General features: G+C 72.7%; 21 protein-coding genes. 10 read left to right on the forward strand and 11 right to left on the reverse strand.

What is annotated here, in order from left to right; all coding sequences use genetic code 11:
- Positions 1-66: 66 nt before the first annotated feature.
- Positions 67-1,386 (reverse strand): hypothetical protein, encoded by a 1,320-nt coding sequence (locus ACFYRY_RS27725; RefSeq protein ID WP_389151141.1) that lies wholly within the window; start codon positions 1,384-1,386, stop codon positions 67-69.
- A gap of 113 nt (positions 1,387-1,499) precedes the next feature.
- Between ACFYRY_RS27725 and ACFYRY_RS27730 the strand changes: the two genes are divergently transcribed.
- Positions 1,500-2,744, forward strand: a complete 1,245-nt coding sequence (locus ACFYRY_RS27730; protein WP_389151144.1) for a molybdopterin-dependent oxidoreductase — start codon at positions 1,500-1,502, stop codon at positions 2,742-2,744.
- A 325-nt stretch (positions 2,745-3,069) separates the two neighbouring features.
- Here ACFYRY_RS27730 and ACFYRY_RS27735 read toward each other — a convergent pair whose 3' ends face one another.
- The 3 genes from ACFYRY_RS27735 to ACFYRY_RS27745 are packed head-to-tail and all read right to left on the reverse strand — an operon-like array spanning position 3,070 to position 5,209.
- The gene (locus ACFYRY_RS27735; protein WP_389151147.1) at positions 3,070-3,870 is read right to left on the reverse strand and encodes a class I SAM-dependent methyltransferase; all 801 of its coding nucleotides are present in this window, start codon (positions 3,868-3,870) and stop codon (positions 3,070-3,072) included.
- On the reverse strand, positions 3,867-4,487 hold the full coding sequence (locus ACFYRY_RS27740) for a DUF2064 domain-containing protein (RefSeq protein WP_389151150.1): 621 nt from the start codon (positions 4,485-4,487) through the stop codon (positions 3,867-3,869). Before ACFYRY_RS27740 ends, ACFYRY_RS27735 begins: the two co-directional genes overlap by 4 nt.
- Positions 4,484-5,209 (reverse strand): glycosyltransferase family 2 protein, encoded by a 726-nt coding sequence (locus ACFYRY_RS27745; RefSeq protein WP_389151152.1) that lies wholly within the window; start codon positions 5,207-5,209, stop codon positions 4,484-4,486. Before ACFYRY_RS27745 ends, ACFYRY_RS27740 begins: the two co-directional genes overlap by 4 nt.
- A 103-nt stretch (positions 5,210-5,312) precedes the next feature.
- Here ACFYRY_RS27745 and ACFYRY_RS27750 point away from each other — a divergent pair, with 103 nt between their 5' ends.
- On the forward strand, positions 5,313-6,029 hold the full coding sequence (locus ACFYRY_RS27750; RefSeq protein WP_389151154.1) for a response regulator transcription factor: 717 nt from the start codon (positions 5,313-5,315) through the stop codon (positions 6,027-6,029).
- 5 nt (positions 6,030-6,034) lie between these two features.
- Entirely contained in the window at positions 6,035-7,147 is a 1,113-nt protein-coding gene (locus ACFYRY_RS27755; RefSeq protein ID WP_389151157.1) for a sensor histidine kinase, read from the forward strand.
- Positions 7,148-7,207: 60 nt separating this feature from the next.
- On the opposite strand, the gene ACFYRY_RS27760 is transcribed toward ACFYRY_RS27755, so the two are convergent.
- Genes ACFYRY_RS27760 through ACFYRY_RS27770 form a run of 3 tightly spaced genes read right to left on the reverse strand, consistent with a single transcriptional unit; the run spans position 7,208 to position 10,475 of the window.
- Positions 7,208-8,209 (reverse strand): NAD-dependent epimerase/dehydratase family protein, encoded by a 1,002-nt coding sequence (locus ACFYRY_RS27760; protein ID WP_389151160.1) that lies wholly within the window; start codon positions 8,207-8,209, stop codon positions 7,208-7,210.
- A 53-nt stretch (positions 8,210-8,262) separates the two neighbouring features.
- Positions 8,263-9,720: a sensor histidine kinase gene (locus ACFYRY_RS27765; protein ID WP_389151163.1), complete on the reverse strand. Its 1,458-nt coding sequence runs from the start codon at positions 9,718-9,720 to the stop codon at positions 8,263-8,265.
- The gene (locus ACFYRY_RS27770; RefSeq protein WP_389151166.1) at positions 9,717-10,475 is read right to left on the reverse strand and encodes a response regulator transcription factor; all 759 of its coding nucleotides are present in this window, start codon (positions 10,473-10,475) and stop codon (positions 9,717-9,719) included. The genes ACFYRY_RS27765 and ACFYRY_RS27770 overlap by 4 nt, the downstream gene beginning before the upstream one ends.
- A 90-nt stretch (positions 10,476-10,565) precedes the next feature.
- Between ACFYRY_RS27770 and ACFYRY_RS27775 the strand changes: the two genes are divergently transcribed.
- From ACFYRY_RS27775 to ACFYRY_RS27800, 6 genes are all read left to right on the forward strand, one after another.
- Complete coding sequence (locus tag ACFYRY_RS27775; RefSeq protein ID WP_389151169.1) at positions 10,566-11,903, forward strand: ferric reductase-like transmembrane domain-containing protein; 1,338 nt, start codon at positions 10,566-10,568, stop codon at positions 11,901-11,903.
- Positions 11,904-11,913: 10 nt separating this feature from the next.
- Positions 11,914-12,627 (forward strand): FMN-binding protein, encoded by a 714-nt coding sequence (locus tag ACFYRY_RS27780; protein WP_389151172.1) that lies wholly within the window; start codon positions 11,914-11,916, stop codon positions 12,625-12,627.
- A 2-nt stretch (positions 12,628-12,629) separates the two neighbouring features.
- On the forward strand, positions 12,630-13,367 hold the full coding sequence (locus ACFYRY_RS27785) for an FAD:protein FMN transferase (RefSeq protein WP_389151175.1): 738 nt from the start codon (positions 12,630-12,632) through the stop codon (positions 13,365-13,367).
- 125 nt (positions 13,368-13,492) lie between these two features.
- A complete protein-coding gene (locus tag ACFYRY_RS27790; RefSeq protein WP_389151178.1) occupies positions 13,493-14,650 on the forward strand; it encodes an ABC transporter ATP-binding protein in 1,158 nt (385 codons plus the stop codon).
- Positions 14,647-15,360 (forward strand): ABC transporter permease, encoded by a 714-nt coding sequence (locus tag ACFYRY_RS27795; RefSeq protein ID WP_389151181.1) that lies wholly within the window; start codon positions 14,647-14,649, stop codon positions 15,358-15,360. The genes ACFYRY_RS27790 and ACFYRY_RS27795 overlap by 4 nt, the downstream gene beginning before the upstream one ends.
- Entirely contained in the window at positions 15,357-16,025 is a 669-nt protein-coding gene (locus ACFYRY_RS27800) for an ABC transporter permease (protein ID WP_389151183.1), read from the forward strand. The genes ACFYRY_RS27795 and ACFYRY_RS27800 overlap by 4 nt, the downstream gene beginning before the upstream one ends.
- Positions 16,026-16,093: 68 nt before the next feature.
- On the opposite strand, the gene ACFYRY_RS27805 is transcribed toward ACFYRY_RS27800, so the two are convergent.
- Genes ACFYRY_RS27805 through ACFYRY_RS27820 form a run of 4 tightly spaced genes read right to left on the reverse strand, consistent with a single transcriptional unit; the run spans position 16,094 to position 20,548 of the window.
- Positions 16,094-16,693 (reverse strand): ATP/GTP-binding protein, encoded by a 600-nt coding sequence (locus tag ACFYRY_RS27805; protein ID WP_389151186.1) that lies wholly within the window; start codon positions 16,691-16,693, stop codon positions 16,094-16,096.
- A complete protein-coding gene (locus ACFYRY_RS27810) occupies positions 16,680-17,126 on the reverse strand; it encodes a DUF742 domain-containing protein (RefSeq protein ID WP_389151189.1) in 447 nt (148 codons plus the stop codon). Before ACFYRY_RS27810 ends, ACFYRY_RS27805 begins: the two co-directional genes overlap by 14 nt.
- Positions 17,127-17,162: 36 nt before the next feature.
- The gene (locus tag ACFYRY_RS27815; RefSeq protein WP_356763176.1) at positions 17,163-17,639 is read right to left on the reverse strand and encodes a roadblock/LC7 domain-containing protein; all 477 of its coding nucleotides are present in this window, start codon (positions 17,637-17,639) and stop codon (positions 17,163-17,165) included.
- The gene (locus ACFYRY_RS27820; protein ID WP_389151193.1) at positions 17,636-20,548 is read right to left on the reverse strand and encodes an ATP-binding protein; all 2,913 of its coding nucleotides are present in this window, start codon (positions 20,546-20,548) and stop codon (positions 17,636-17,638) included. The genes ACFYRY_RS27815 and ACFYRY_RS27820 overlap by 4 nt, the downstream gene beginning before the upstream one ends.
- Positions 20,549-20,937: 389 nt before the next feature.
- Between ACFYRY_RS27820 and ACFYRY_RS27825 the strand changes: the two genes are divergently transcribed.
- A complete protein-coding gene (locus tag ACFYRY_RS27825) occupies positions 20,938-21,894 on the forward strand; it encodes an ABC transporter substrate-binding protein (RefSeq protein WP_389151196.1) in 957 nt (318 codons plus the stop codon).
- Positions 21,895-21,928: the final 34 nt, after the last annotated feature.

Here is a 21,928-nt window from a genome sequence, read left to right on the forward strand (position 1 = left end):
AGCATTCAATGGGGCGGAGGGAGCGGGAAGTTCAGACGGCCAGAAGGCCCGTGTGGAGCACCGGCGTCACCACCCCGTCAGCAACAGATGGTTCAGCAACAGCGCCACCACCCCCTGCGCCACCAGCCACCCCCGCGCCCCCGTCAGCCACGCGCACGCGGGCAGCAGCCACACCGCGAACGGCAGCCAGATGCGTTCCGTCTCCGCCTTGCTCATGCCGGACAGGTCGGCGGCGAGCAGGGCGATCAGCGCGGACAGCACGAGCACACCGAGGCGGACGTCGGGGAGCTGGAGGCGCTTGAGGGCGAGCGCCGCTCGCGTGCGGCGCAGGCCCGCCACCGTCGCCGGGCCCACAATCAGCGCCGTGCAGGCCAGGTTCGCCCACACCCAGTAGCCGTAGGGCCGGACCCCGCCCGCTCCCTGGTGATAGCGGCGCACCAGCAGCCGGTACGCCTCCCACCAGTCGAACCCGGCGACGGTGAACACCACCGGCACCACCAGCAGCCCGAGCAGCAGGAACGGGAGGGGGCGGACGCGGCGGCGGCCCAGCAGGAGCACGGCCCCCGCGATGACGGCGAACAGCGTCAGGCCGTACGACAGATACAGGGTCAGCCCGAACAGCAGCCCCGAGGCGAGGCCGGTCCAGGCAGGCCGGTGTCCCGTCACCGCCAGGGCCAGGAACGCGACCGCCCAGGCCGCGACCGCCGTGAAGTAGCCGTCGGCGGACGTGCCCACCCACACCGCCGCCGGGGCCAGGACCAGGAAGGGGGCGGCGCGGCGGGCGAGTGACTCGTCGGTGAGGGTCCGCACGGTCACCAGGACCGCGAGCGCCGCCGTGGTGCCGACGGTGATGCAGAAGGCGCCCGCCCAGCCCCCGCCGCCCAGTCCGACCCGGTCGAGGAGCACGAACGTGACGGTGGCCGCCGGAGGATGACCGGCCACATGGGCCGGCCAGTTGTCGGGGGAGTCGATCAGGATGTGCCGGGTGAAGTCCGCCAGCGTGGCCGGGATGTCGTGGAAGCGGTCGATGACCCGGAGGTACTCGCTCCCGGTGGTCAGCTGCTCGGCGACGCCCCGGTGCCAGCCGTCCACGAGGGCGAGGGACCACGTCCAGGCCAGGCCCGCCGCCCAGGTGGCGAGCAGCAGCGCCCGCCAGGGCAGCCGGGCGGCCAGCGCGGGGCCGTACACCGCCACGGCGGCCGCCACGGCGAGGGCGGCCGGGGTGCCGGGGCCGAGGTGCGGGTCCCAGGTCGCCAGCAGGGGCGGCCAACCGACGCGGAGGGTGCCGTAGCGATGCTGGATCACCTCGCCGACGACGACGGCGGTCGCCACGAGCAGGGAGGCGGCCAGGGCCGCGTACAGGTCACGTCTCAGGTCCCGGTGCACGCGCAAACGCTAGGTCGCCGGGCCTGCTCCGGACGGTTGACGGGCGCGGACGTCAGAGTTTCGTCATCGTTCCCGAGCCGGTCCTGGGGGTGCGGCGGGCCTACGTTCGGAGCATGCCACGCACTCCCTTCTCACCCGCGTTCTGGCGCAGCCCGCTGCGGGGTCCCTGGTTCACCTCGGTGCTCGGTGTGGTCCTGCTCGTCGGGATCACCGTGCTGTTCCTGACCGGGCTGCTGTCGTACGCCGCCTACAACCCGGACCTGTCGCCGGTGAACGACAAGACCCCGGACAAGGGGATCCTCGGCTTCTACCTCTTCTCGTGGCCGACCGACCCGCACTGGCTGTACCGGCTCAACCAGGGCGTCCACGTCACCCTGGGCATCACCCTGATCCCGGTCCTGCTGGCCAAGCTGTGGTCGGTCGTGCCGAAGCTGTTCACGCTGCCGCCCGCGCGCTCCCTCGCGCACGCCCTGGAACGCGTCTCGCTGCTGCTCCTGGTCGGCGGCGCGCTGTTCGAGTTCGTGACCGGCGTGCTCAACGTCCAGCTGGACTACGTCTTCCCGGGCTCCTTCTACCCGCTGCACTTCTACGGCGCCTGGGTGTTCTTCTCCGCGTTCGTCGTGCACGCGGTGCTGAAGACACCGGCGGCCCTGCGTAATCTGCGCCGAGTGCGGGATCCACAAGCCGAGTCGGCGCCCCCGAGCGAGTTGGTCTCCCCGGACCCCGCCGAGCCCAGCGTGTCCCGGCGCGGTGCCCTCGGGCTGGTCGGCGGCGGGTCGCTGCTGCTCCTCGCCACCACGGCCGGGCAGAACGTCGACGGGCCGCTGCGCAGGACCGCCCTGCTCGCCCCGCACGGCGGTGCCGAGCCGGGCACCGGACCCGGCGGCTTCCAGATCAACAAGACGGCCGCGTACGCCGGGATCGACCCGGCTCAGACCGGCGAGGAGGCGTGGCGGCTGGTCGTCACCGGGCGCACCGGAACCGTCCGGCTCAGCCGCTCCGAACTGGCCGGCCGGTTCCCGCTGCACAGCGCGGCCCTGCCCATCGCCTGCGTGGAGGGCTGGTCGACCTCCGACCAGTGGTGGCGCGGCGTGCGGCTGCGGGACCTCGCCGCGCTCGTCGGGTACGAGGAGCCGACCGACGTCCTCGTGGAGTCGCTGCAGACGCACGGTGCGTTCCGGCGGGCCGCCCTGCGCGCGAACCAGGTCGCCGACCCGCTCTCGCTGCTCGCCCTGTCCGTCAACGGCGAGGACCTGACCCCCGACCACGGGCACCCGGCGCGGGTCATCGTGCCCGCGGCGCCCGGCGTGCTCAACACCAAGTGGGTGGCCCGGATGACGTTCGGAGGAGATCTGTGAAGCGACCGAGGATCGTCGTCGGCAGTCCGATCGTCGTCGGCAGTCCCCTGCAACTCCTGTTGCTCGGCTGCTCGTTCGCCCTCGCGGGATATGCGGGCGTACAGCTCGTGGACGGGGACTGGTTCGGGGTCGCGCTGTGGTTCGTGGGCGCGGCAATCCTTCACGACCTGGTGCTGCTGCCGCTGTACGCCGGGCTCGACCGGGCGCTGGTGAGGGCCGCGGGCAGGCGGCGGGACCGGATCAACTACGTCCGGGTGCCCGCCGCCCTGTCCGCCCTGCTCCTGCTCGTCTGGTTCCCGCTCATCAGCGGGCAGGCGGCGGGCCGTTACGCCTCCGCCACCGGCCTGCCCGCGGATGTGTTCCTGACCCGCTGGCTGCTGCTGACGGCCGCCCTGTTCGGCGGCTCGGCGCTGCTGTTCGTCCTGCGGTTGCGCAGGGCGACGAAGGAGCGCCCGCCGGCCGCCCACTGACCCGTGGCGGACCAGCCCCCGCGGTCCGCGTGCCGCAGCAGGGCCGGTGTGCCCAGGCGCGCCCAGGGGAACGGGCGGCCGGTCCTGCCCCGGGCGTCGGTGACATGGACCAGCGCGCGTTCGTCGAGGTCCAGCCCCGGCACCGTCTCGACGATCAACAGGCCGCCGGGGAGCAGGAGTTCGGACATCCGGGTGAGGAGCTGCGCCGGCTCGCCGCCGATGCCCACATTGCCGTCGATCAGGAGCGCGGTGCCCCAGCGGCCCTCGCCGGGCAGCGGCTCGAAGACCGAGCGTCGCAGTGCCGGTCCGCCGAGCTCCCCGGTCCTCGTCACCGCCGCCTCGCTGACGTCGATGCCGAGCACCCGCCGCCCCCGCGCGCCCAGGGCCGCGACCAGCCGCCCGGGCCCGCAGCCGACGTCGAGGACCGCGCCCTCGCAGCGCCGCAGCACCTCCAGGTCGGCCGCGTCGGCGTCCGCGCACCAGCGCTCCACGTCCAGCGGGAGCAGCCAGCCGTCACCGCGGCGCAGGAAGAGGGGGCCACGACCGGAGCGCACCGCGTCGGCGTAGGGGTCGGCCGACCAGGGGTCCCCGTCGCCGACGGGCGGGCGCTCGTCGGCGACGGCGGTCCGCTGCCGTCCGATCCGGACCGTGCTCATCGGGCCGCCGGGGCGCTGAGCCGGGCCAGCGCCGCGGCGAACCGCCCGCCGGGCGCGGCCCGGGCGACCACCTCCGCGTCGTGCGCCGTGTCCACGTCCCGCAGGCGCGGCAGCTCCCGCACCCGCAGGCCGATGAGCCGCGCCCGCTGCACCGCCCCCGTCGAGGACGTCGACATCGGCACCCCCCGCAGCAGCGCGGGGTCCGGCGCGGCCAGGCCGAGCGCCCAGAAGCCACCGTCCTCGGCGGGCCCGAAGTACGCGTCGCAGTCCGCGAAGTCCACGGTGAGCAGCTCCGGGGTGACCTGGGGTGTGTCCATGCCGATGAGGAGGGCCGGGCCGTCGCAGCCCGCGAAGGCGGCGGCCAGCCGTTCGTCGAGGCCGCCCGCGCACTGCCGTACGACCTCGAAGCCGGGCGGCAGCCACGGGCCGGGCTCGCCCTCCAGGACCAGGACCCGGCGACGTGCCGGCGTCCGGGCCACCGTGTCGAGGGTGTCCGCCAGGGACGCCTCCGCGAGCGCGGCGGCCTCGCCGGGGGTGAAGGCGGGGGTCAGCCGGGTCTTCACCCGGCCGGAGCGGGGCTCCTTCGCGATGACCAGGAGCGTGGGCGAGGAGGTCACGCGCGTGCTCCCTTCTCGGCGACGGTCCCGGGTTCGGCCAGCACCCGGCTCATGTCCCGCACCGCCTGCCAGGTGCCGCGCCAGGTGCCGGTGACCTTGGATTCGCCGGCCCGCGGACGGTACGGCACGTCGTGCTCGGCGATCCGCCAGCCCGCGTCGGCGGCCCGCACCACCATCTGCAGCGGATAACCGCTGCGCCGGTCCGTGAGGCCGAGCGCGAGCAGCGGTTCACGGCGGGCGGCACGCAGCGGGCCGAGGTCGCGCAGCCGCAGTCCGGTGCGGCGGCGCAGCAGCCGGGACAGGGCGAGGTTGCCGGTGCGGGCGTGCAGCGGCCAGGCCCCGCGGGTCTGCGGGCGGCGCCGGCCGAGCACGAGGTCCGCCTCACCGGCCAGGATCTCGCGCACGAACGGCACCAGGTCGGCCGGGTCGAGTGAGGCGTCGCAGTCGCAGAAGCAGACGATGTCGGCGGTGGCGGCGGTCAGGCCCGCGTGGCAGGCGGCGCCGAAACCGCGCCGCTCCTCGCGTACGACGGTCGCGCCGAGGGAGCGGGCGATGCCGGCGGAGCCGTCCGTGGAGCCGTTGTCCACGACCAGCGCGCGCCAGCCGGGCGGGATGCGTTCCAGTACCCGGGGCAGCGCCTCGGCCTCGTCGAGGCAGGGGAGTACGACGTCCACGGACACCGGGTCCGGGACAGGTTCGAAAGAGGTCGTCACGGCTCTCACCCTACGAGGACGAAACTGGCAAATCGGACTCCGGCTCCTTACGGAACGCGGACGTCCAGAGCCGTGGACCGCACTTCGGCGCCAACGGTGCGAGGCTGGCGCCATGGAGCAGCAGCAATCCAACGCACTGTCCGGGGCGCGGGTCCTCGTCGTGGACGACGACCCCACGGTCGCCGAGGTCGTCACCGGGTACCTGGACCGGGCCGGATACGTCGTGGACCGCGCCGATGACGGCCCGGCCGCGCTCGCCCGGGCCACCGCGCACTGGCCGGACCTCGTCGTCCTCGACCTGATGCTGCCCGGCATGGACGGCCTGGAGGTGTGCCGCCGGATGCGCGGGCGCGGGCCCGTCCCGGTCATCATGCTCACCGCGCGGGGCGACGAGGACGACCGCATCCTCGGCCTGGAGGTCGGCGCCGACGACTACGTCACCAAGCCCTTCAGCCCCCGTGAACTCGTCCTGCGGGTGGAGTCCGTGCTGCGCCGCACCCGGCCCGCCGAGCCCTCGGCCACCCTCCGCGCGGGCGGACTCACCCTGGACCCGGCGGCCCGTCGCGCCACCAAGAACGGCACCGAACTCGCCCTGACCATCCGGGAGTTCGACCTCCTCGCCTTCCTTCTGAGGCACCCCGGCAGGGTCTTCGGACGCGAGGACCTGATGCGCGAGGTGTGGGGCTGGGACTTCGGCGACCTGTCGACGGTGACCGTCCATGTCCGGCGACTGCGGGGAAAGGTCGAGGACGATCCGGCCCGGCCCTGCCTGATCCAGACCGTGTGGGGCGTCGGATACCGCTTCGACACCGCCGGTCAGGAGGGATGACGGCCATGCGTGACACCCTCATCATCGCCCTCGTCGCCTTCCTCGGCGCCGCCGCGGTCGGCGTGCTCGGTGCGGGCGTCGTCCTGCTCATCCGGCGCCGCTCGGTCGTCACCCATCTCGCCGTGGTCGCCGCCGTCGCCGTCAGCGCGATGTTCGCGGGCACCCTCGCCGTCGCGCAGGCGATGTTCCTGTCCGCGCACGACCTGAAGGTCGTCACCACCGTCGTCGCCATGGCCGCCGGGGTCTCCCTCGCCACCGCCCTGCTGCTCGGCCGCTGGGTCGTGGGCCGCAGCCATGCCTTCGCGCTCGCCGCCCGCTCCTTCGGCGACGGCGGCGACTTCACCTCGCCCGACGGCCCCGCCACCGCCGAACTCGCCGCACTCGGACGCGCGTTGGAGGAGACCAGCGCCCGGCTCGCCGAGTCCCGGGACCGCGAACGCGCCCTGGAGACCTCCCGGCGTGAACTCGTCGCCTGGATCTCGCACGACCTGCGTACCCCGCTCGCCGGTCTGCGCGCGATGTCGGAGGCGCTGGAGGACGGCGTCGCCGCCGACCCCCGCCGTTACCTCAGGCAGATCCGCACCGAGGTGGAGCGCCTCAACGGCATGGTCGGCGACCTCTTCGAGCTCTCCCGCATCCACGCCGGGGCGCTGGCGCTGACCCCGAGCCGCATCTCCGTGTACGACCTCGTCGGCGACGCGCTGGCGGGCGCCGACCCGCTGGCTCGCGAGCACGGCGTACGGCTGGTCGGCGCCCGGGTCGAGCCGGTGCCGGTCGAGGTGGACGGCAAGGAGATGAGCCGGGTGCTGGGCAACCTGCTCGTGAACGCCATCCGCCGGACGCCCGCGGACGGCACCGTCGCGGTCGCCGCCGAGCGCGGACCGGACGGGGTCGTCCTGTCCGTCACCGACAGCTGCGGCGGGATCCCCGAGGATGACCTGCCGCGGGTCTTCGACACCGGGTGGCGCGGCACGCACGCCCGGACTCCGCCCGCCGGCGCGGGCCTCGGCCTCGCCATCGTGCGCGGGATCGTGGAGGCCCACCAGGGGCGGGCCACCGTACGCAATGTGACCGGCGGATGCCGGTTCGAGGTGACCCTGCCGGCAGCCGAGATCTGAGGAGCGACTCCGGACACGGCGAGGGCCGGCCATCGTTCCCGGCACGGCGAGGCCTGAGAATCACGCCCCGCCCAGCGAGGCCCGCGCGAACTCCCGCATCCCCTCCTCGAAGCCCACCCCCGCCTTCCAGCCCAACTCCGACCGGAGCCGCGCCGAGTCCGCCGTGATGTGCCGTACGTCGCCCAGCCGGTACTCCCCGGTGACGACCGGCTCCGGACCGCCGTACGCGGCCGCCAGCGCCCGGGCCATCTCGCCGACCGTGTGCGGTTCACCGCTGCCGGTGTTGTACGCGGTGAGCGTGCCCGCGGGCGAACCCGCCTCCAGCGCCGCCACGTTGGCCGCGGCCACGTCCCGCACGTGCACGAAGTCCCGACGCTGGCGGCCGTCCTCGTAGACCCGGGGGGCCTCGCCGCGGGCGAGCGCCGAGCGGAAGAAGGAGGCGACACCCGCGTACGGGGTGTCGCGCGGCATGCCCGGCCCGTACACGTTGTGATACCGCAGCGACACCGCCGACCCGCCGGTGGCCCGCGCCCACGCCGCCGCCAGGTGCTCCTGGGCCAGCTTGGTGGTCGCGTAGACGTTGCGCGGGTCCACCGGGGCGTCCTCGGCGACCAGCCCGGGTGCCAGCTCGGCCTCGCACCGGGGGCAGACGGGCTCGAAGCGTCCCGCGTCCAGGTCGGCGACGGCACGCGGCCCCGGCCGGACCACCCCGTGCCGTTCACAGGCGTACCGGCCCTCGCCGTACACGACCATCGACCCGGCCAGCACGAGACGCCGTACGCCCGCCTCGGCCATGGCGGTGAGCAGCACGGCGGTACCGAGGTCGTTGCGGGAGACGTACTCCGCCGCGTCCGAGAAGCCGACCCCGAGACCCACCATCGCCGCCTGGTGGCACACCGCGTCCACGCCCGCCAGGGCCCGGCCGACCGCGTAGGGGTCCCGCACGTCCGACGCGGGGTCGGCGCGGACGTCGTAGCAGACGGGCTCGTGCCCGTGCGCTGTCAGCGCCGCTACGACATGGGACCCGATGAACCCGGCACCGCCGGTGACCAGTACTCGCATGCGGCCACGTTAGGGGCGCGGGCGGCCCGGGCGAGGGGGCCGCGCCCGGCACGTCACGGCTTCGTAAGACCCGCCGGGCGCGTCGGCAGCGTCACCGTGAACACCGTCGAGCCCGGCTCGCCGTTCAGTTCGATCGAGCCGCCGTGCGCCCGCACCAGGGAGCTGGCCACCGCGAGGCCCAGGCCGCTGCCGCCGCGGTCGCGGCTGCGGGCCTTGTCGACGCGGTAGAAGCGGTCGAAGACCCGGTCACGGTCGGCGGACGGGATGCCGGGGCCCGAGTCCGCGACCCGCACCAGCGCCCGGCCGGACTCGACGCGGACCCCCACGGTCACCCGCGTGCCCGCCGGGGTGTGCACGGCCGCGTTGGTGAGCAGGTTGTCCAGGACCTGGCGGATCCGCTGCGGGTCCAGACGCAGCGTCAGTTCCGCGGGGCCCGGCGTCACGGTCAGCGGATGGTCCGGGTGGCTCGCGCGGAACGCGTCGGCCGCGTGCTCGACCAGCTCCACCAGGTCCGCCTCCACCGGACGCAGCGGCGTCTCCACCTCGGCCGCGTCCAGCCGGGCGAGCAGCAGCAGGTCGTCCAGGAGCACGCCCATCCGGGCCGCCTCGGCCCGCAGCCGGGCCAGGTGCCTCTCGCGTTCCTCGGGGGCGTTGGCGGCGGCGTACTGGAAGAGGTCCGCGTAACCCCGTACGGACATCAGGGGGGTGCGCAGCTCGTGCGAGGCGTCCGCGACGAAGCGGCGCAGCCGTTGCTCGGCCTCGGCGCGGACCGCGAGGGAGTCGTCGATGTGCTCCAGCATCGTGTTGAACGCCGTGCGCAGCTCGTGCACCTCCGGGCCGCCGTCCCGGCCGTCCGCGCGCAGCGGCAGCCGGGACGCGGACTCGGTCAGGTCGTGCGAGGCGATGCCGTGCGCGGTGTGCGCCATGTCGCTGAGCGGTTGCAGACCGCGCCGCAGCATCTTCCGGCCGAACACCACCAGCGCCCCCGCCGCGACCGCGAACGCGATCACCTGCACCGTGACCAGCCGGTTCACGGTGTGCTCGATGTCTTCCATGGGCGCGGCGCTGACCAGCACCACCCCGGGCTCGACCTCGCAGGCCCGCAGCCGGTAGAGGCCCTCCCCGTCGAGCCGCACGGTGCGCATCAGCTCGGTGTCGGAGTGCGCCATGTTCTCGGCCAGCAGGGTCAGCGGGCGGATGTCGTGCGGGATGTCGGCGGGCCGGCGCAGCGCGGCCGAGTCGTCCGACACGTCGTACACCGCGGTGAACCAGCCCCAGTACGGCTTCTGCGTCACCGTCCCGTTGGCCTCGGCGTCCTTCGTCTGCACGGTCTGGACGACCTGCAGCTGGTAGCCCAGCTGGTGCTCCAGGTAGTCGCGCATGTACATCGTCAGCGCCGATCCCACGACCGCGAACACCAGCAGGGACAGCGCGCCCAGGCCCAGCGCCAGCCGGGTGCCCAGGCGCAGCCGCCGGTACGTCTGGCGGAGGTGCCGGAAAGCGCCCCTCACCCGGTCGCCTGCCGGACCACGTAGCCGAAGCCCCGGACGGTGTGGATCAGCGGTCCCTGGCCGTCGACGGGCTCGTCCAGCTTGCGGCGCAGCCTGCTGACCACCAGCTCCACCACGTTGGACCGGCCGCCGAAGCCGTACTCCCACACGTGGTCCAGGATCTGCGCCTTGGTCAGCACGGTCGGCGACTTGCGCATCAGGTAGCGCAGCACCTCGTACTCGGTCGGGGTGAGGGTGAGCAGCCGTTCGCCGCGCCGCACCTCGCGGGTGTCCTCGTCCATCGTCAGGTCCGCCACCCGCAGCACGGACCGCGGGAACCCGGGCCCGGCGCTGCGCCGCAGCACGGTCCGCAGCCGGGCCATCAGCTCCTCCACCGCGAACGGCTTGACCAGGTAGTCGTCCCCGCCGCGGGTCAGCCCCGCCACCCGGTCGGCGACGGCGTCCCGCGCGGTGAGGAACACCACGGGCACCATGGTGCCGGAGCGGCGCAGCCGCTCCAGGACGCCGAAACCGTCGATGTCGGGCAGCATGAGGTCGAGCACCACGATGTCGGGACGGAACTCGGCGGCGCGGCTCAGCGCTTCCTGGCCGGAGTTCGCGGTGACCGCGTCCCAGCCCTCGTAGCGGGCGACCGTCGCGACGAGATCGGCTATCGGCGGGTCGTCGTCCACGACGAGGAGGCGTACTTTTTCCACCCGCTCATAGTGCTTCACCCGGCGGGCGAAGCCAGAGCGGGCCCCCGCCCGTGGCCACATCGATAACCTCTTGAAAGTTGTACGACAGTGATTCGACAGGTCCCGCCGGACAAGCTCGGTATCCCGGACCCGGATCAAGGAGTTCTGTCCGTGACCACCGTCCAATCACCCCCCGCGCCCCCCACGGCGATACGCCCGAGGGTGGTGGCCCGCACGGGCCTGTACGCCGTCCTGGCCGCGAACCTGGCCGTGGTGACCTTCTTCTTCACCCAGGCGGGCTTCGCCTCGAACACCCTCATCGTGCTGGGCCGGCTGGCCGGTCTGTACGGGGCGCTCCTGATGGCCTTCCAGCTGCTGCTGGTGGCCCGGCTGCCCTGGCTCGACCGCCGCATCGGCATGGACCGGCTGACCTCCTGGCACCGCTGGACCGGCTTCGGCATCCTGTGGACGCTGCTCACGCACGCCGTCTTCATCACCTTCGGCTACGCGCAGTCGTCCTCCATGGACCCCGTCAACCAGATCGTCGACCTCGCCGAGACCGTCGAGGGCGTGCTGCGCGCGGTCGTCGCGTTCGGCATCATCCTCGTCGTGGGCGCGGCCTCGGCCCGCCACGCCCGACGCCGGCTGGCCTACGAGACGTGGCACTTCATCCACCTCTACACGTACGTCGCCGTGGTGCTCGCCTTCACCCACCAGGTCGCGGTCGGGACGACCTTCACCGCGTCGGGCGCCGCCACCGCGTACTGGTACGGCGTGTGGAGCGTCGCCCTCGGCTCGGTGGCGCTGGGCCGGCTGGTCCTGCCGCTGTGGCGGAACTGGCGCCACCAACTGCGGGTCACGGCCGTCGTCCCCGAGGCCGACAACGTCGTCTCGGTCTACATGTCCGGCCGCGACCTCGACCGGATGCCCGCCCGGGCGGGCCAGTTCTTCCTGTGGCGCTTCCTGACCCGCGACCGCTGGTGGCAGGCCAACCCGTTCTCCCTGTCGGCCGCGCCCGACGGCCGCACCCTGCGGCTGACCGCGAAGGCGGCCGGCGACGGCAGCGCCGCCCTGCGGCACGTCAAGGTCGGCACCCGGGTCTTCGCCGAGGGCCCCTACGGCGCCTTCACCGCGCTGCACCGCACCCGCCCCGAGTCCGTGCTCATCGCGGGCGGCGTCGGTGTCACCCCCATCCGGGCCCTCCTGGAGGAGCTGGAGGGCCACGCGGTGGTCATCTACCGGGTCGCCACCGACCGGGACGCGGTCCTCTACGACGAGCTGCGCGACCTCGCGCTCGCCAAGGGCGCGGAACTGCACCTGGTGACCGGGCCGCCGGTCCCCGACCGGCTGGCGCCGGACGAGCTGGCGCGACTGGTGCCGGACATCGCCGACCGGGACGTCTTCCTGTGCGGACCGCCGCCCATGATGAACGCGGTGCTGGGCAGCCTGCGCGAGCTGGACGTGCCCAAGCCGCAGATCCACTTCGAACGCTTCAGCCTGGCGGGATGAGGAAGAGTCAGTGAAACGAGCGATACCCGTCGTGGTCCTCAGCATCGCCGGTCTGATCCCGGTCTGGCGCTACGAACCGTCGACCGCCACGTCGTCCACCAGCCAGGTCGCCGCACCGGCCCCCTCCACCCCCGCCTCCGGCGGCTCCTCCTCCCGGGTCGTCACGGGCACGACGGTCGACACGGAGAAGGGTCCCGTCGAGGTCCAGGTGACCTTCGACGGCGAGAAGATCACCGCCGTGCGGATGCTCCAGCAGCCGAACCACCCGCAGACCACGGCCGCCGTGCCGAAGCTGGTCGCGGAGACCCTGCGGGCGCAGAGCGCGGACATCGACACGGTGTCCGGGGCGACGATCACCACCGAGGGGTACAAGGAGTCCCTGCAGGCCGCGATCGACAAGAACGCGGCCGCGGCGTCCGCCTCACCCTCCGCCTCCGCGTCGGCCTCCGCGTCGGTCTCCTCGAAGAAGGTCGTCGCCGGTACGACGGTCGACACGGAGAAGGGTCCCGTCCAGGTCGAGGTGACCTTCGCGGGCGAACGGATCGGCTCGGTGCGGATGCTCCAGCAGCCGAACCACCCGCAGACCACGGCCGCCGTGCCGAAGCTGATCGCGGAGACGCTCCAGGCGCAGAGCGCGGACATCGACACGGTGTCCGGGGCCACCATCACCAGCGAGGGCTACAAAGAGTCCCTGCAGGCCGCCCTCGACGCCAAGGGCGCCTGACCGTGCACCGCGTCGAACACGTCATGGGCTTCCCCGTCTCGCTGCGGATCGACGACGAGGACGTCCCCGAGTCGGCGGCGGACGCGGTCTTCGCGTGGCTGAACGAGGCCGACGTGCGGTTCAGCCCGTTCAAGCCCGACAGCGAGGTGTACCGGCTGGACCGGGGGGAGCTGTCGGCGGATGCCGTGAGCCCGGACCTCGCCGAGGTCCTCGGCCTGTGCGAGCACTACCGGGCCGCCACCGGGGGCGCCTTCGACGTGCGGCTGCCCGGCCGGGGTCTCGACCCCTGCGCGGTGGTCAAGGGCTGGTCGGTGCAGCGGGCGGCGGAGCTGCTCAGGGCGGCCGGCGCGCGGCGCTTCTGCCTCAACGCCGGCGGTGACGTGGTCGCCGCCGGCGGCCCCTGGCGGGTCGGCGTACGGCACCCCGAACACGCCGACCAGGTGTGCGCCGTCCTGGAGCTCACCGACGCGGCGGTCGCCACCTCCGCCCGCTACGAGCGGGGCGACCACATCATCGACGGCCGCACCGGCCGCCCGGCCACCGGGCTGCTCAGCCTGACGGTCGTCGCCCCGACGCTCACCGAGGCGGACTCGGTCGCCACGGCGGCCTTCGCGATGGGCGCCGAGGGCGTCGAGTGGGCGGCCGGACTCCCCGGCTGCGAGGTGTTCGCGGTGACCGCGCACCGCGGGGTGCTGCGGACCCCGGGGTTCCCGACGGCGGGGGAGCGGCCGACGGCGTGACCTCGGGCGTCCACCCCGAAGCCGTGCGGATGCCCGCAACACGAGCCGTCTACACTCTCCCCCCAACGGACCGCACCTGGCCAAAAGTGGGCAACTTCTGCCAGACCCGAAGGGTATTCGGCGCTTTGATACGGATAGATTCAGTCACCAAGCGGTACCCGGACGGCACGGTGGCGGTCGACCGGCTCTCGTTGGAGATACCCGACCGCTCGATCACCGTCCTGGTCGGGCCGTCCGGCTGCGGGAAGACCACCACCCTGCGCATGATCAATCGGATGGTCGAACCGAGCGAGGGCACCATCCTCCTCGACGGCGAGGACATCACGCGGCAGCCCGTGAACACGCTGCGGCGGTCCATGGGGTACGTCATCCAGAACGCCGGTCTCTTCCAGCACCGCACGATCGTCGACAACATCGCCACCGTGCCCCGCATGCTCGGCTGGGGCAAGGACAAGGCGCGGTCGCGGGCCCGGGAGCTGATGGAGCGGGTGGGCCTCGACGCCTCACTCGCCCAGCGCTACCCGTACCAGCTGTCGGGCGGACAGCAGCAGCGCGTCGGGGTGGCCCGGGCGCTCGCCGCCGACCCGCCGGTGCTGCTCATGGACGAGCCGTTCTCCGCCGTCGACCCGGTGGTCCGCAAGGGACTCCAGGACGAACTCCTGCGCATCCAGGACGAGTTGGGCAAGACGATCGTCTTCGTCACCCATGACATCGACGAGGCCGTCAAGATCGGCACGATGGTCGCCGTGATGCGCACCGGCGGCAAGCTCGCCCAGTTCGCGCCGCCCGCCGAGCTGCTGTCGCACCCCGCGGACGACTTCGTCGAGGACTTCCTCGGCGCGGACCGCGGCATCCGGCGGCTGTCCTTCTTCCCGTCCACCGGACTGGAACTGCTGACCGGGCCGATCGTCGCGATCGACTCCACCGCCGAACAGCTCACCGGCCGCGACACCGCCGACGCCCCCTACCTCCTCGTGACGGACCTGGACGGCAAGCCCCTCGGCTGGGGCGAGCCGGGCGAGCTGCGGGCCGGGGAGATCAGGCCGGAGCAACTCCTGCCGTACGGACGGCCGTTCGTCGCCGGAACCGAGTCGCTGCGGGCCGCGCTGGACTGCGCGGTGCTCTCGCCCACCGGCTGGGCGGTCGCCGTGGACGCCGAGGGCCGGGCCGCCGGAGTGGTCTCCCAGCAGACCATCGGCGAGGCGATACGCGGCGCCCACGCCGAGGGCCGCGCCACCGACCAGGACACCCCGGCCGCCCCGGTCACCAAGGTCGCCCCATGAGCGGCTTCTTCGACATCCCCAGCGACCTCCAGCACAGCTGGCTCGGCCTCATCGGCCTGCATCTGCGCGAGGCCCTGCTGCCGGTCCTGTTCGGCCTGGTGCTGGCGCTGCCACTGGCCCAGCTGTGCATCCGCTTCCGCTGGCTGTACCCGCCGGTGCTGTGGGTCACGACCGTGCTGTACGCCATCCCCTCGCTGGCCTTCTTCGTCGTCCTCATCGACTACACCGGCCAGACCGAACTCACCGTGATGATCCCGCTGTCCGTCTACAGCCTGGTGGTGCTGGTCCCGGCGATCGTCGACGGTGTGCGGTCGGTGCCGCAGGAGACGATGGCCGCCGCGACCGCCATGGGCTTCGGGCCGGTACGCCGGTACGTGCAGGTGCAGTTGCCGATCGCGGTGCCCGCCATCATCGCGGGTCTGCGGATCGCGGTTGTGTCGAGCGTGTCGCTGGTGAGCGTCGGCACCCTGATCGGCAACCAGGGCGCGCTCGGCAACCTGCTCGCCGACGCGATGTTCTACCACCGCCCCGAACTGGCCGTGAACTCCGTGGTCACCACGGCCGTCCTGGCGATCGTCCTGGACGCCCTGCTGGTGGGGCTGAGGGTGCTGCTCACGCCCTGGATGCCCAAGGCCGCCCGCAGGAAACCGAAGGCGGCCGCGGCCCGGCCCGAACCGGCCACGCTCGCTCTGGAGGACGCGGTCAAGTGAACGTACTGAACTTCATCAACGCGTTCTTCAGCGACAGCGCCCGCTGGCACGGCTACGACGGCATCCCCACCCGGCTGGGCGAGCACGTCGGGTACTCGCTCCTGGCGCTCGCCATCGCCGCCGCGATCGGCCTCCCCGTCGGTCTGCTGACCGGGCACACCGGCCGGGGCGGCAACGCGCTCGCGTTCATCGCCACCGCCGCCCGCGCCCTGCCCAGCTTCGGTCTGCTGGTCCTGATGTTCGTCGTCCTCGGCCTCGGACTGCTGCCGGTGATGATCCCGCTGGTCGTCCTCGCCATCCCGCCGATCCTGGTCACCACCTACGAGGCGGTGCGCTCCGTCGACCCGTCCCCGGTGGACGCGGCCCGCGGGATGGGCATGCAGGAGTCCCGCATCCTGTTCCAGGTGGAGCTGCCGGTGGCGCTCCCCCTGATCCTCAGCGGCCTGCGCTCGGCGGCCATCCAGATCGTCTCCACGGCCACCATCGCCGCGTACGTCTCGCTCGGTGGCCTCGGCCGGTACATCGTCGACGGCCTCTACCAGCGCAACTACGAGAAGGTCGTCGGCGGTGCCACCCTGGTCGCCGTGATGGCGCTGGTGACGCTGGGACTGTTCTGGGCGGTGCACCGGCTCGCCGTGTCGCCGGGGGTGCGCCGCAGCGGCTGAGGGACGTCGTACGCCGACGGGCCCGGGTGACGAGATCGTCGCCCGGGCCCGCTCGCACCACCGCCGGGTCAGCCCTCGGTGCGGGCCAGTGCCTGTTCCAGTACGACGAGCAGCGCGTCGCGCACCGAGCCGCGCTCGCGGGCGTCGAACACCACCAACGGGACCCGCTCGTTGACGTCGAGCGCCCAGCGGACCTCCTCCAGGGTGTGCTGGACCTGCCCGTCGAAGGCGTTGACGGCCACCGCGAACGGGATCTGCTGGTGCTCGAAGTAGTCGACGGCCGCGTAGCAGTCGTCGAGGCGGCGGGTGTCCACGATGACGAGACCGCCGACCGCGCCCTCGACGATGTCGTCCCACATGAAGCCGAACCGCTCCTGGCCGGGAGTGCCGAACAGGTACAGCTTCAGGGTCGGGTCGATGGTGATGCAGCCGAAGTCCATGGCGACCGTGGTCGTCGTCTTGCGCGGGGTGTGGCTGAGGTCGTCCACGCCGGCCGCCACCTCGGTGATCGCGGCCTCGGTGGTCAGCGGCTCGATCTCGGAGATCGAGCCCACGGCGGTGGTCTTGCCCACGCCGAAGCCGCCCGCGATCACCATCTTGACCGGCAGCGGTGGCCTCACGGAGGCCTGCGCGGCCGCCGGGCGGGTGGCGGGTTCAGTCGGTGTCACGGAGAACCCCTCGGGAGTCGGGGATGGCACGCAGGCCATCGATAACCCTTCGCAGGACGGAAGCGTCGTGGATGACGCCGGAGTCGGGCACGTGCACCGTCAACTGCCCCGCCGCGCGCAGGTCCTCGGCGAGGATGCGGACCACGTTGAGGTGCAGCCGCAGCCTGGCCGCGATCTCCGCGATGGACTGCGGCCGGCGGCAGGCGGCGATGATGTCGTGCTGTTCGAAGGAGAGCTGGTCGAGGATGTCGAGTCCCTCGGTGGTGGCCACCACCTGGGTCTCGACGGGCATCGTCCGGCCGTTGGCGCTGGGGGCCACCCGGCCGGCGGTGACCAGGAACGGCCGTACGGCGGCAACGGGACCGACCGCCCCCGGACCGGGGGGCGCGCCGCCGTCCTCGTCGGCACCGCGGTGCGTGCGGCCGTCCGCCATGGGCTGTGTCTTTCTCCTCGGCCGGGCGGCGCCCGGTCAGCGCTTCGACGCGGTGCCGACGCTGTTCTTCAGTTCGAGCACGAGCTGCGGACTGAGCGCGGCACCGGCACGGTTGGCGAACAGCGTCATCTCGTAGGCGATGTTGCCGAGCTTGGCCTCCTTGTCGGTGACCACGCCGAGGACGGCGCCGCTGCCGATCGCGGAGACCAGGACATGACCGCCCTCCAGGTCGATGATGACCTTGTTGAGGCCGCCCAGTCCGTAGTTGCCGGAGGCCCCGGCGGCCAGGCTGGTGATGCCGGAGACGATCGCGGCGAGGCGCTCGGAGTCGGCGTGCTCACGCAACTCGGAGACGGCGATGAGCAGGCCGTCGGAGGAGACGGCGATGGCGTCGACGACGCCTGCCGTCTCGGTGGCGAACCGATTCAACAGCCAGGTGAAATCGGCTGCGGCGGCCTGCAGATCGGCCGGCGTGGTGCCTCCCGTAGGCGTGTCACCTGTCGACGTGCTCACTGCTCCGCTCCTTCCGGGGAGTGGTGGTGCTGGTTGTGGTGCTGGTGCGGTGGGTTGGGTGCGGGGGTCGAGAGGGGCGCGCGGGTGTCATCCGTGGTGCGGTGGGGCGAGGTGGGACCGGCCGGCCGGCGATGCCTGCCGACCTCGTCCTCGCTGTCGCGGTTGGCGCGGGCGACGGCCGCCTCGAACTCGTCGAGCGCGTCCCGTACGGCGTCCGCGTCGGCGGGGCGGGGTGCGGACCGGCGGGCGGTCTGCTGGTCGGGGTCGGCGCCGAAGGTCGTACGCAGCGTGGCTCCGCGGACGCGTCGGCGCAGCGGGCGGGCGCCGTCACCGGCCTGAGCCGCGGGCTCGGCCCCGTCCCCGCGGGCAGATACGGACGACACCGGCTCACTGTCCCGGGCCCCGGGGATGTGGGGCGCTGGGGCGCTGTCGGAGGCGGGGGCGGTCCAACGGGCGGGGTCGGGGTGGGCGGTGGAGGCGCCGGGGGCGGCCGGGGTGGTGTCGTCCGGGGCGGGACCGACCGTCGTGGCGGGCGGACCGGGCGGCGTCGAGCCGGTGTGCGGGGCGGTGGCCGGGGTGCTGTCCGCAGTCCGGGAGGCCGACGCGATCTCCCCGGTGGGGGAGGCCGGCGTGCCGTTCGCGGCCGTGGTGCGCTTGGGCACCCGGCGGGGGAGCGGGGCGGGCTCGTCGGCCGGAGCGGTTCTTCGGGCCGGGATGGCTGCCGTGCCCGCCGGGGACATCGACCGCGGGTCGGAGACGGTCGCCCGTGAACCGGCGACGCCCGGGCGGCCGTCCGAGGCCGAAGCGGAACCCGGGGCCGCAGCGGAACCGGCGGCGGGCCCGGTAGCCACACCCGCACCGGCCCCCACGCTCCTCGCCGGACCGCCCGAGGAACCCGCCACGACCATCGGGCTCATCGTCAGCAGCAGGGACGAGGGGATGGTCACCTCCGCGGTGACGCCGCCTCCCGGGGTACGGGACAGCGCCACGTCGACCTCCCAGCGGCGGGCCAGCGCGCCCACCACGAACAGGCCGAGCACCTTCGTCGGGACCACGTCGAGGCGTTCGCGGCGGATCAGGCGGGCGTTCTCCTCGGCGATCCGCTCCGCGCTCATGCCGAGACCGTGGTCCGCGATCACCACCAGCGCGCCGTCGGCGCTGTTGCGGACGGTCACCTCCACGGGGCTGCCCGCGGGCGAGAACGAGACGGCGTTCTCCACCAGTTCCGCCACCATCAGCGTGAGGTCGCCGATGATGTCGGGCTCCACCATGACCTCGGTCCCGGCGAGCAGATGGACCCGCTGGAAGCCCTCGATCTGGCCGAGGGCGGCCCGGACCACGTTGGTGAGCGCGAGCGGCCCGGAGTCCAGGACCGTCTCGCGGATGCCGGCGAGCAGCATCAGGCTGTCCGCGTTGCGACGCAGCCGGACCGCGATGTGGTCGATGCTGTAGAGCCGCTCCAGCAGCGCCGGGTCCGTCTCGCCGCGCTCCACCGCGTCGATCAGCGCCAGCTGCCGGGTGGTCAGGTTGCTGACCCGGCGGCCGACGTTGCCGAACATCTCGGCGACGTTGCGGCGGCTGAGCACCTGGCGTTCCAGCAGCGCGGACGCGGTGGTCTGCACATGGTTGAAGGCCTCGGCGAGGTCGCCGATCTCGTCCTTCGCGGTGACCGGCACCTGCCGCAGCCGGGGCGGCGCGTCGTCCTCGGCGTCGTCGTCGGCCACCCGTGCCAGCTCGCGTCCGGCGACGTCGGCGACCTGCCGCGCGGCGCCGGTGAGCGCCTGCACCGGGCGCACCACGGAACGCCGTACGAGGACCGCGAAGGTGATCCACGCCGCGAAGCCGAACAGCGCGAGGCCCAGCAGCAGGGCCGCGCGCCAGGTGGCCTCGCTCGACGCGTGGTCGGCCCGGTCGGCGATCTGGCCGATGAGGGAGGCGGTGATCTGCAGACGGGCCTCGGACTGCAGCCGGTAGGCGGGGTAGGAGCCGAGGGTCTCGGTGAAGGCCTCGCGGATCTCCTTGGGCGTTCCCGCTTGCAGGTTGCCGGGGTCGATCTGCAGCTCGGCGTAGTGCCGGCCGATGGTCGCCTGCGAGCTGTTGTGCTCGATTCCGCCCAGCTCGTCCGCCTGGGCCTCGGTCGCGAACCGGGCGAAGCGGTCGGCCTGGTGGGAGTACTCGTTCTCGAAGCCGACCGCGCCGATGAACTCGATCAGGGCGTTGCTGTCACCGGTGCGCGCGGAGAACACGGCCGTCTCGAAGGCGCTGTGGGCGGCGTCGGCGCGCAGCAGGGAGTCCAGCAGGTTGCCGGTGAAGGTGCCGGCGAGAGCCTCGTTGTGGTCCAGGCCGAGACCGTCGATCAGCCCCTTGGAGGCGTTGGTGTAGGCCGGGTCGATGTTGTCGGCGGGCAGATAGCCCTGCTCGATGGTCTCGCGCAGACTGCTGAGGCCGTTGATCTCCCGCAGCGCCTGCGCCTCGGTGTCCGGCAGCCGGTCGCCGAAGGTGTCGCGCACCTCCTTGACCTGGGCGTCGACCGCGGCCTGCGCCTTGCGGTAGTCGGAGGAGGAGGGACGGGCACCCGAGGGCGCGGCCTCGTGCCGCACGGACAGCAGGATGGCCTGCTGATGCTCGCTCTCCACCCGGTCCACCAGTTCGGCGACCTCGGAGCTGTCCCGCACCAGTTGGGCGGCGGAGTCCGCGTCCCAGGCCTGGCTCAGCTGCTCGACGATGAGATAGGAGAGCAGCACGGCCACCACGGCCAGCGGGACACCCACCAGGACGTTGAGCTTGCGTCTGAACGGCCAGCGGTCGGCGAAACCCCGTAGCCGCCGGGCACCCCGTACGCCGGACGCGTCACCCGGGGCCGACGGTGTTCCCGGCTGGGCAGCCGAGCCCACCTCGCTCGTGGACACCAGGCCTCCTTCGTGGGTGTCTTACGGCGCGCGCAGAACTGCACGTGACCGTTTCTGATCGATACGGGAGGGATCGATAAAAAACGGATCGATACGGGACGATGTGGCAGGACACCACCGATACGGCCCCGCACGCCACTGTGACCGGCGACAACGTCCGCGAGACTACAGCCTCTTCGGGGGCCGGATCGCGCGCCCGTACGTCAAGAATCCATCACGACTCATCCATGGTCTGGCGGATTTGGTGGCCGTTGTGTTCGAGTCGCCTCCAGTCTCGTGCGGCCAATGAAGCCAATTGTTAATAAGCCTGGTCTTGACTGACCAAGAACCGGCTGGATTGGATCAGCGCAAGAGCTTCCGAGCAACCCCCAGAGTCCGGAACGGAAATCGTGACTTCTACCGCCGCACACAGCAGGTCCCTCCGGAGCCGTCCCGGCCTGGCCGCCCTGGCACTCGCCGCCGCCACCGCCCTGCTGGCGGGCTGTTCCTCCTCGGACGACACCTCCGACCCCCTGGCCGAGAAGACCGCGGACGACGGCACGGTCGTCGTCGGTTCCAACAACTTCGCCGAGTCCATCCTGATCGCCGACATCTACGGCGAGGCCCTGAAGGCCAAGGGGGTCAAGGTCTCCTACAAGCCGAACATCGGCAGCCGGGAGACCACGTACGGCCTGCTGAAGAACGGCTCCATCACGGTCCTGCCGGAGTACAACGGCTCGCTGCTTGCCTATCTCGACCCGAAGGCGGAGCAGAAGACGGCCGAGGCCGTGAACGCCACCGCCAAGTCCAAGCTCGACTCGAAGCTGACGCTGCTGAACTCGGCGCCCGCCGAGGACAAGGACTCCGTCAGCATCAACGCGGAGACCGCGAAGAAGTACAGCCTGACCTCGCAGTCCACGCTCGCCGACCTCAAGGACATAGCGCCCCAGCTGGCCATCGGCGGTTCGCCGGAGTTCCAGACCCGGCAGCAGGGTCTGCTGGGCCTGCAGTCCGTGTACGGCCTGAAGTTCAAGTCCTTCAAGGCGCTGGACGCCGGCGGCCCGCTGACCCAGGCGGCGCTGACCAAGAACACCGTGCAGGCCGCGGACATCTTCACCACGGACCCGACCATCGTCAAGGAGAAGTTCGTCGTCCTTCAGGACCCGAAGAACCTCTTCGGATTCGCGAACGTGACCCCGCTGGTCTACAAGTCCGGGCTCTCCCAGGACGGAGTGGCCGCACTCAACGCGGTCTCGGCCAAGCTGGACACGAAGTCGCTGCTGGAGATGGACTCCCAGGTGCAGCTGGAGAACAAGGACCCGCTCGACGTCGCCCAGGCCTGGCTGAAGTCGGCCGGCCTGAGCTGACGCCCGCCTCCGGGACGGCTGCGGGGCCTTCCGG

This window comes from Streptomyces sp. NPDC005263 (assembly GCF_042872365.1).
Classification (GTDB): Bacteria; Actinomycetota; Actinomycetes; order Streptomycetales; family Streptomycetaceae; genus Streptomyces.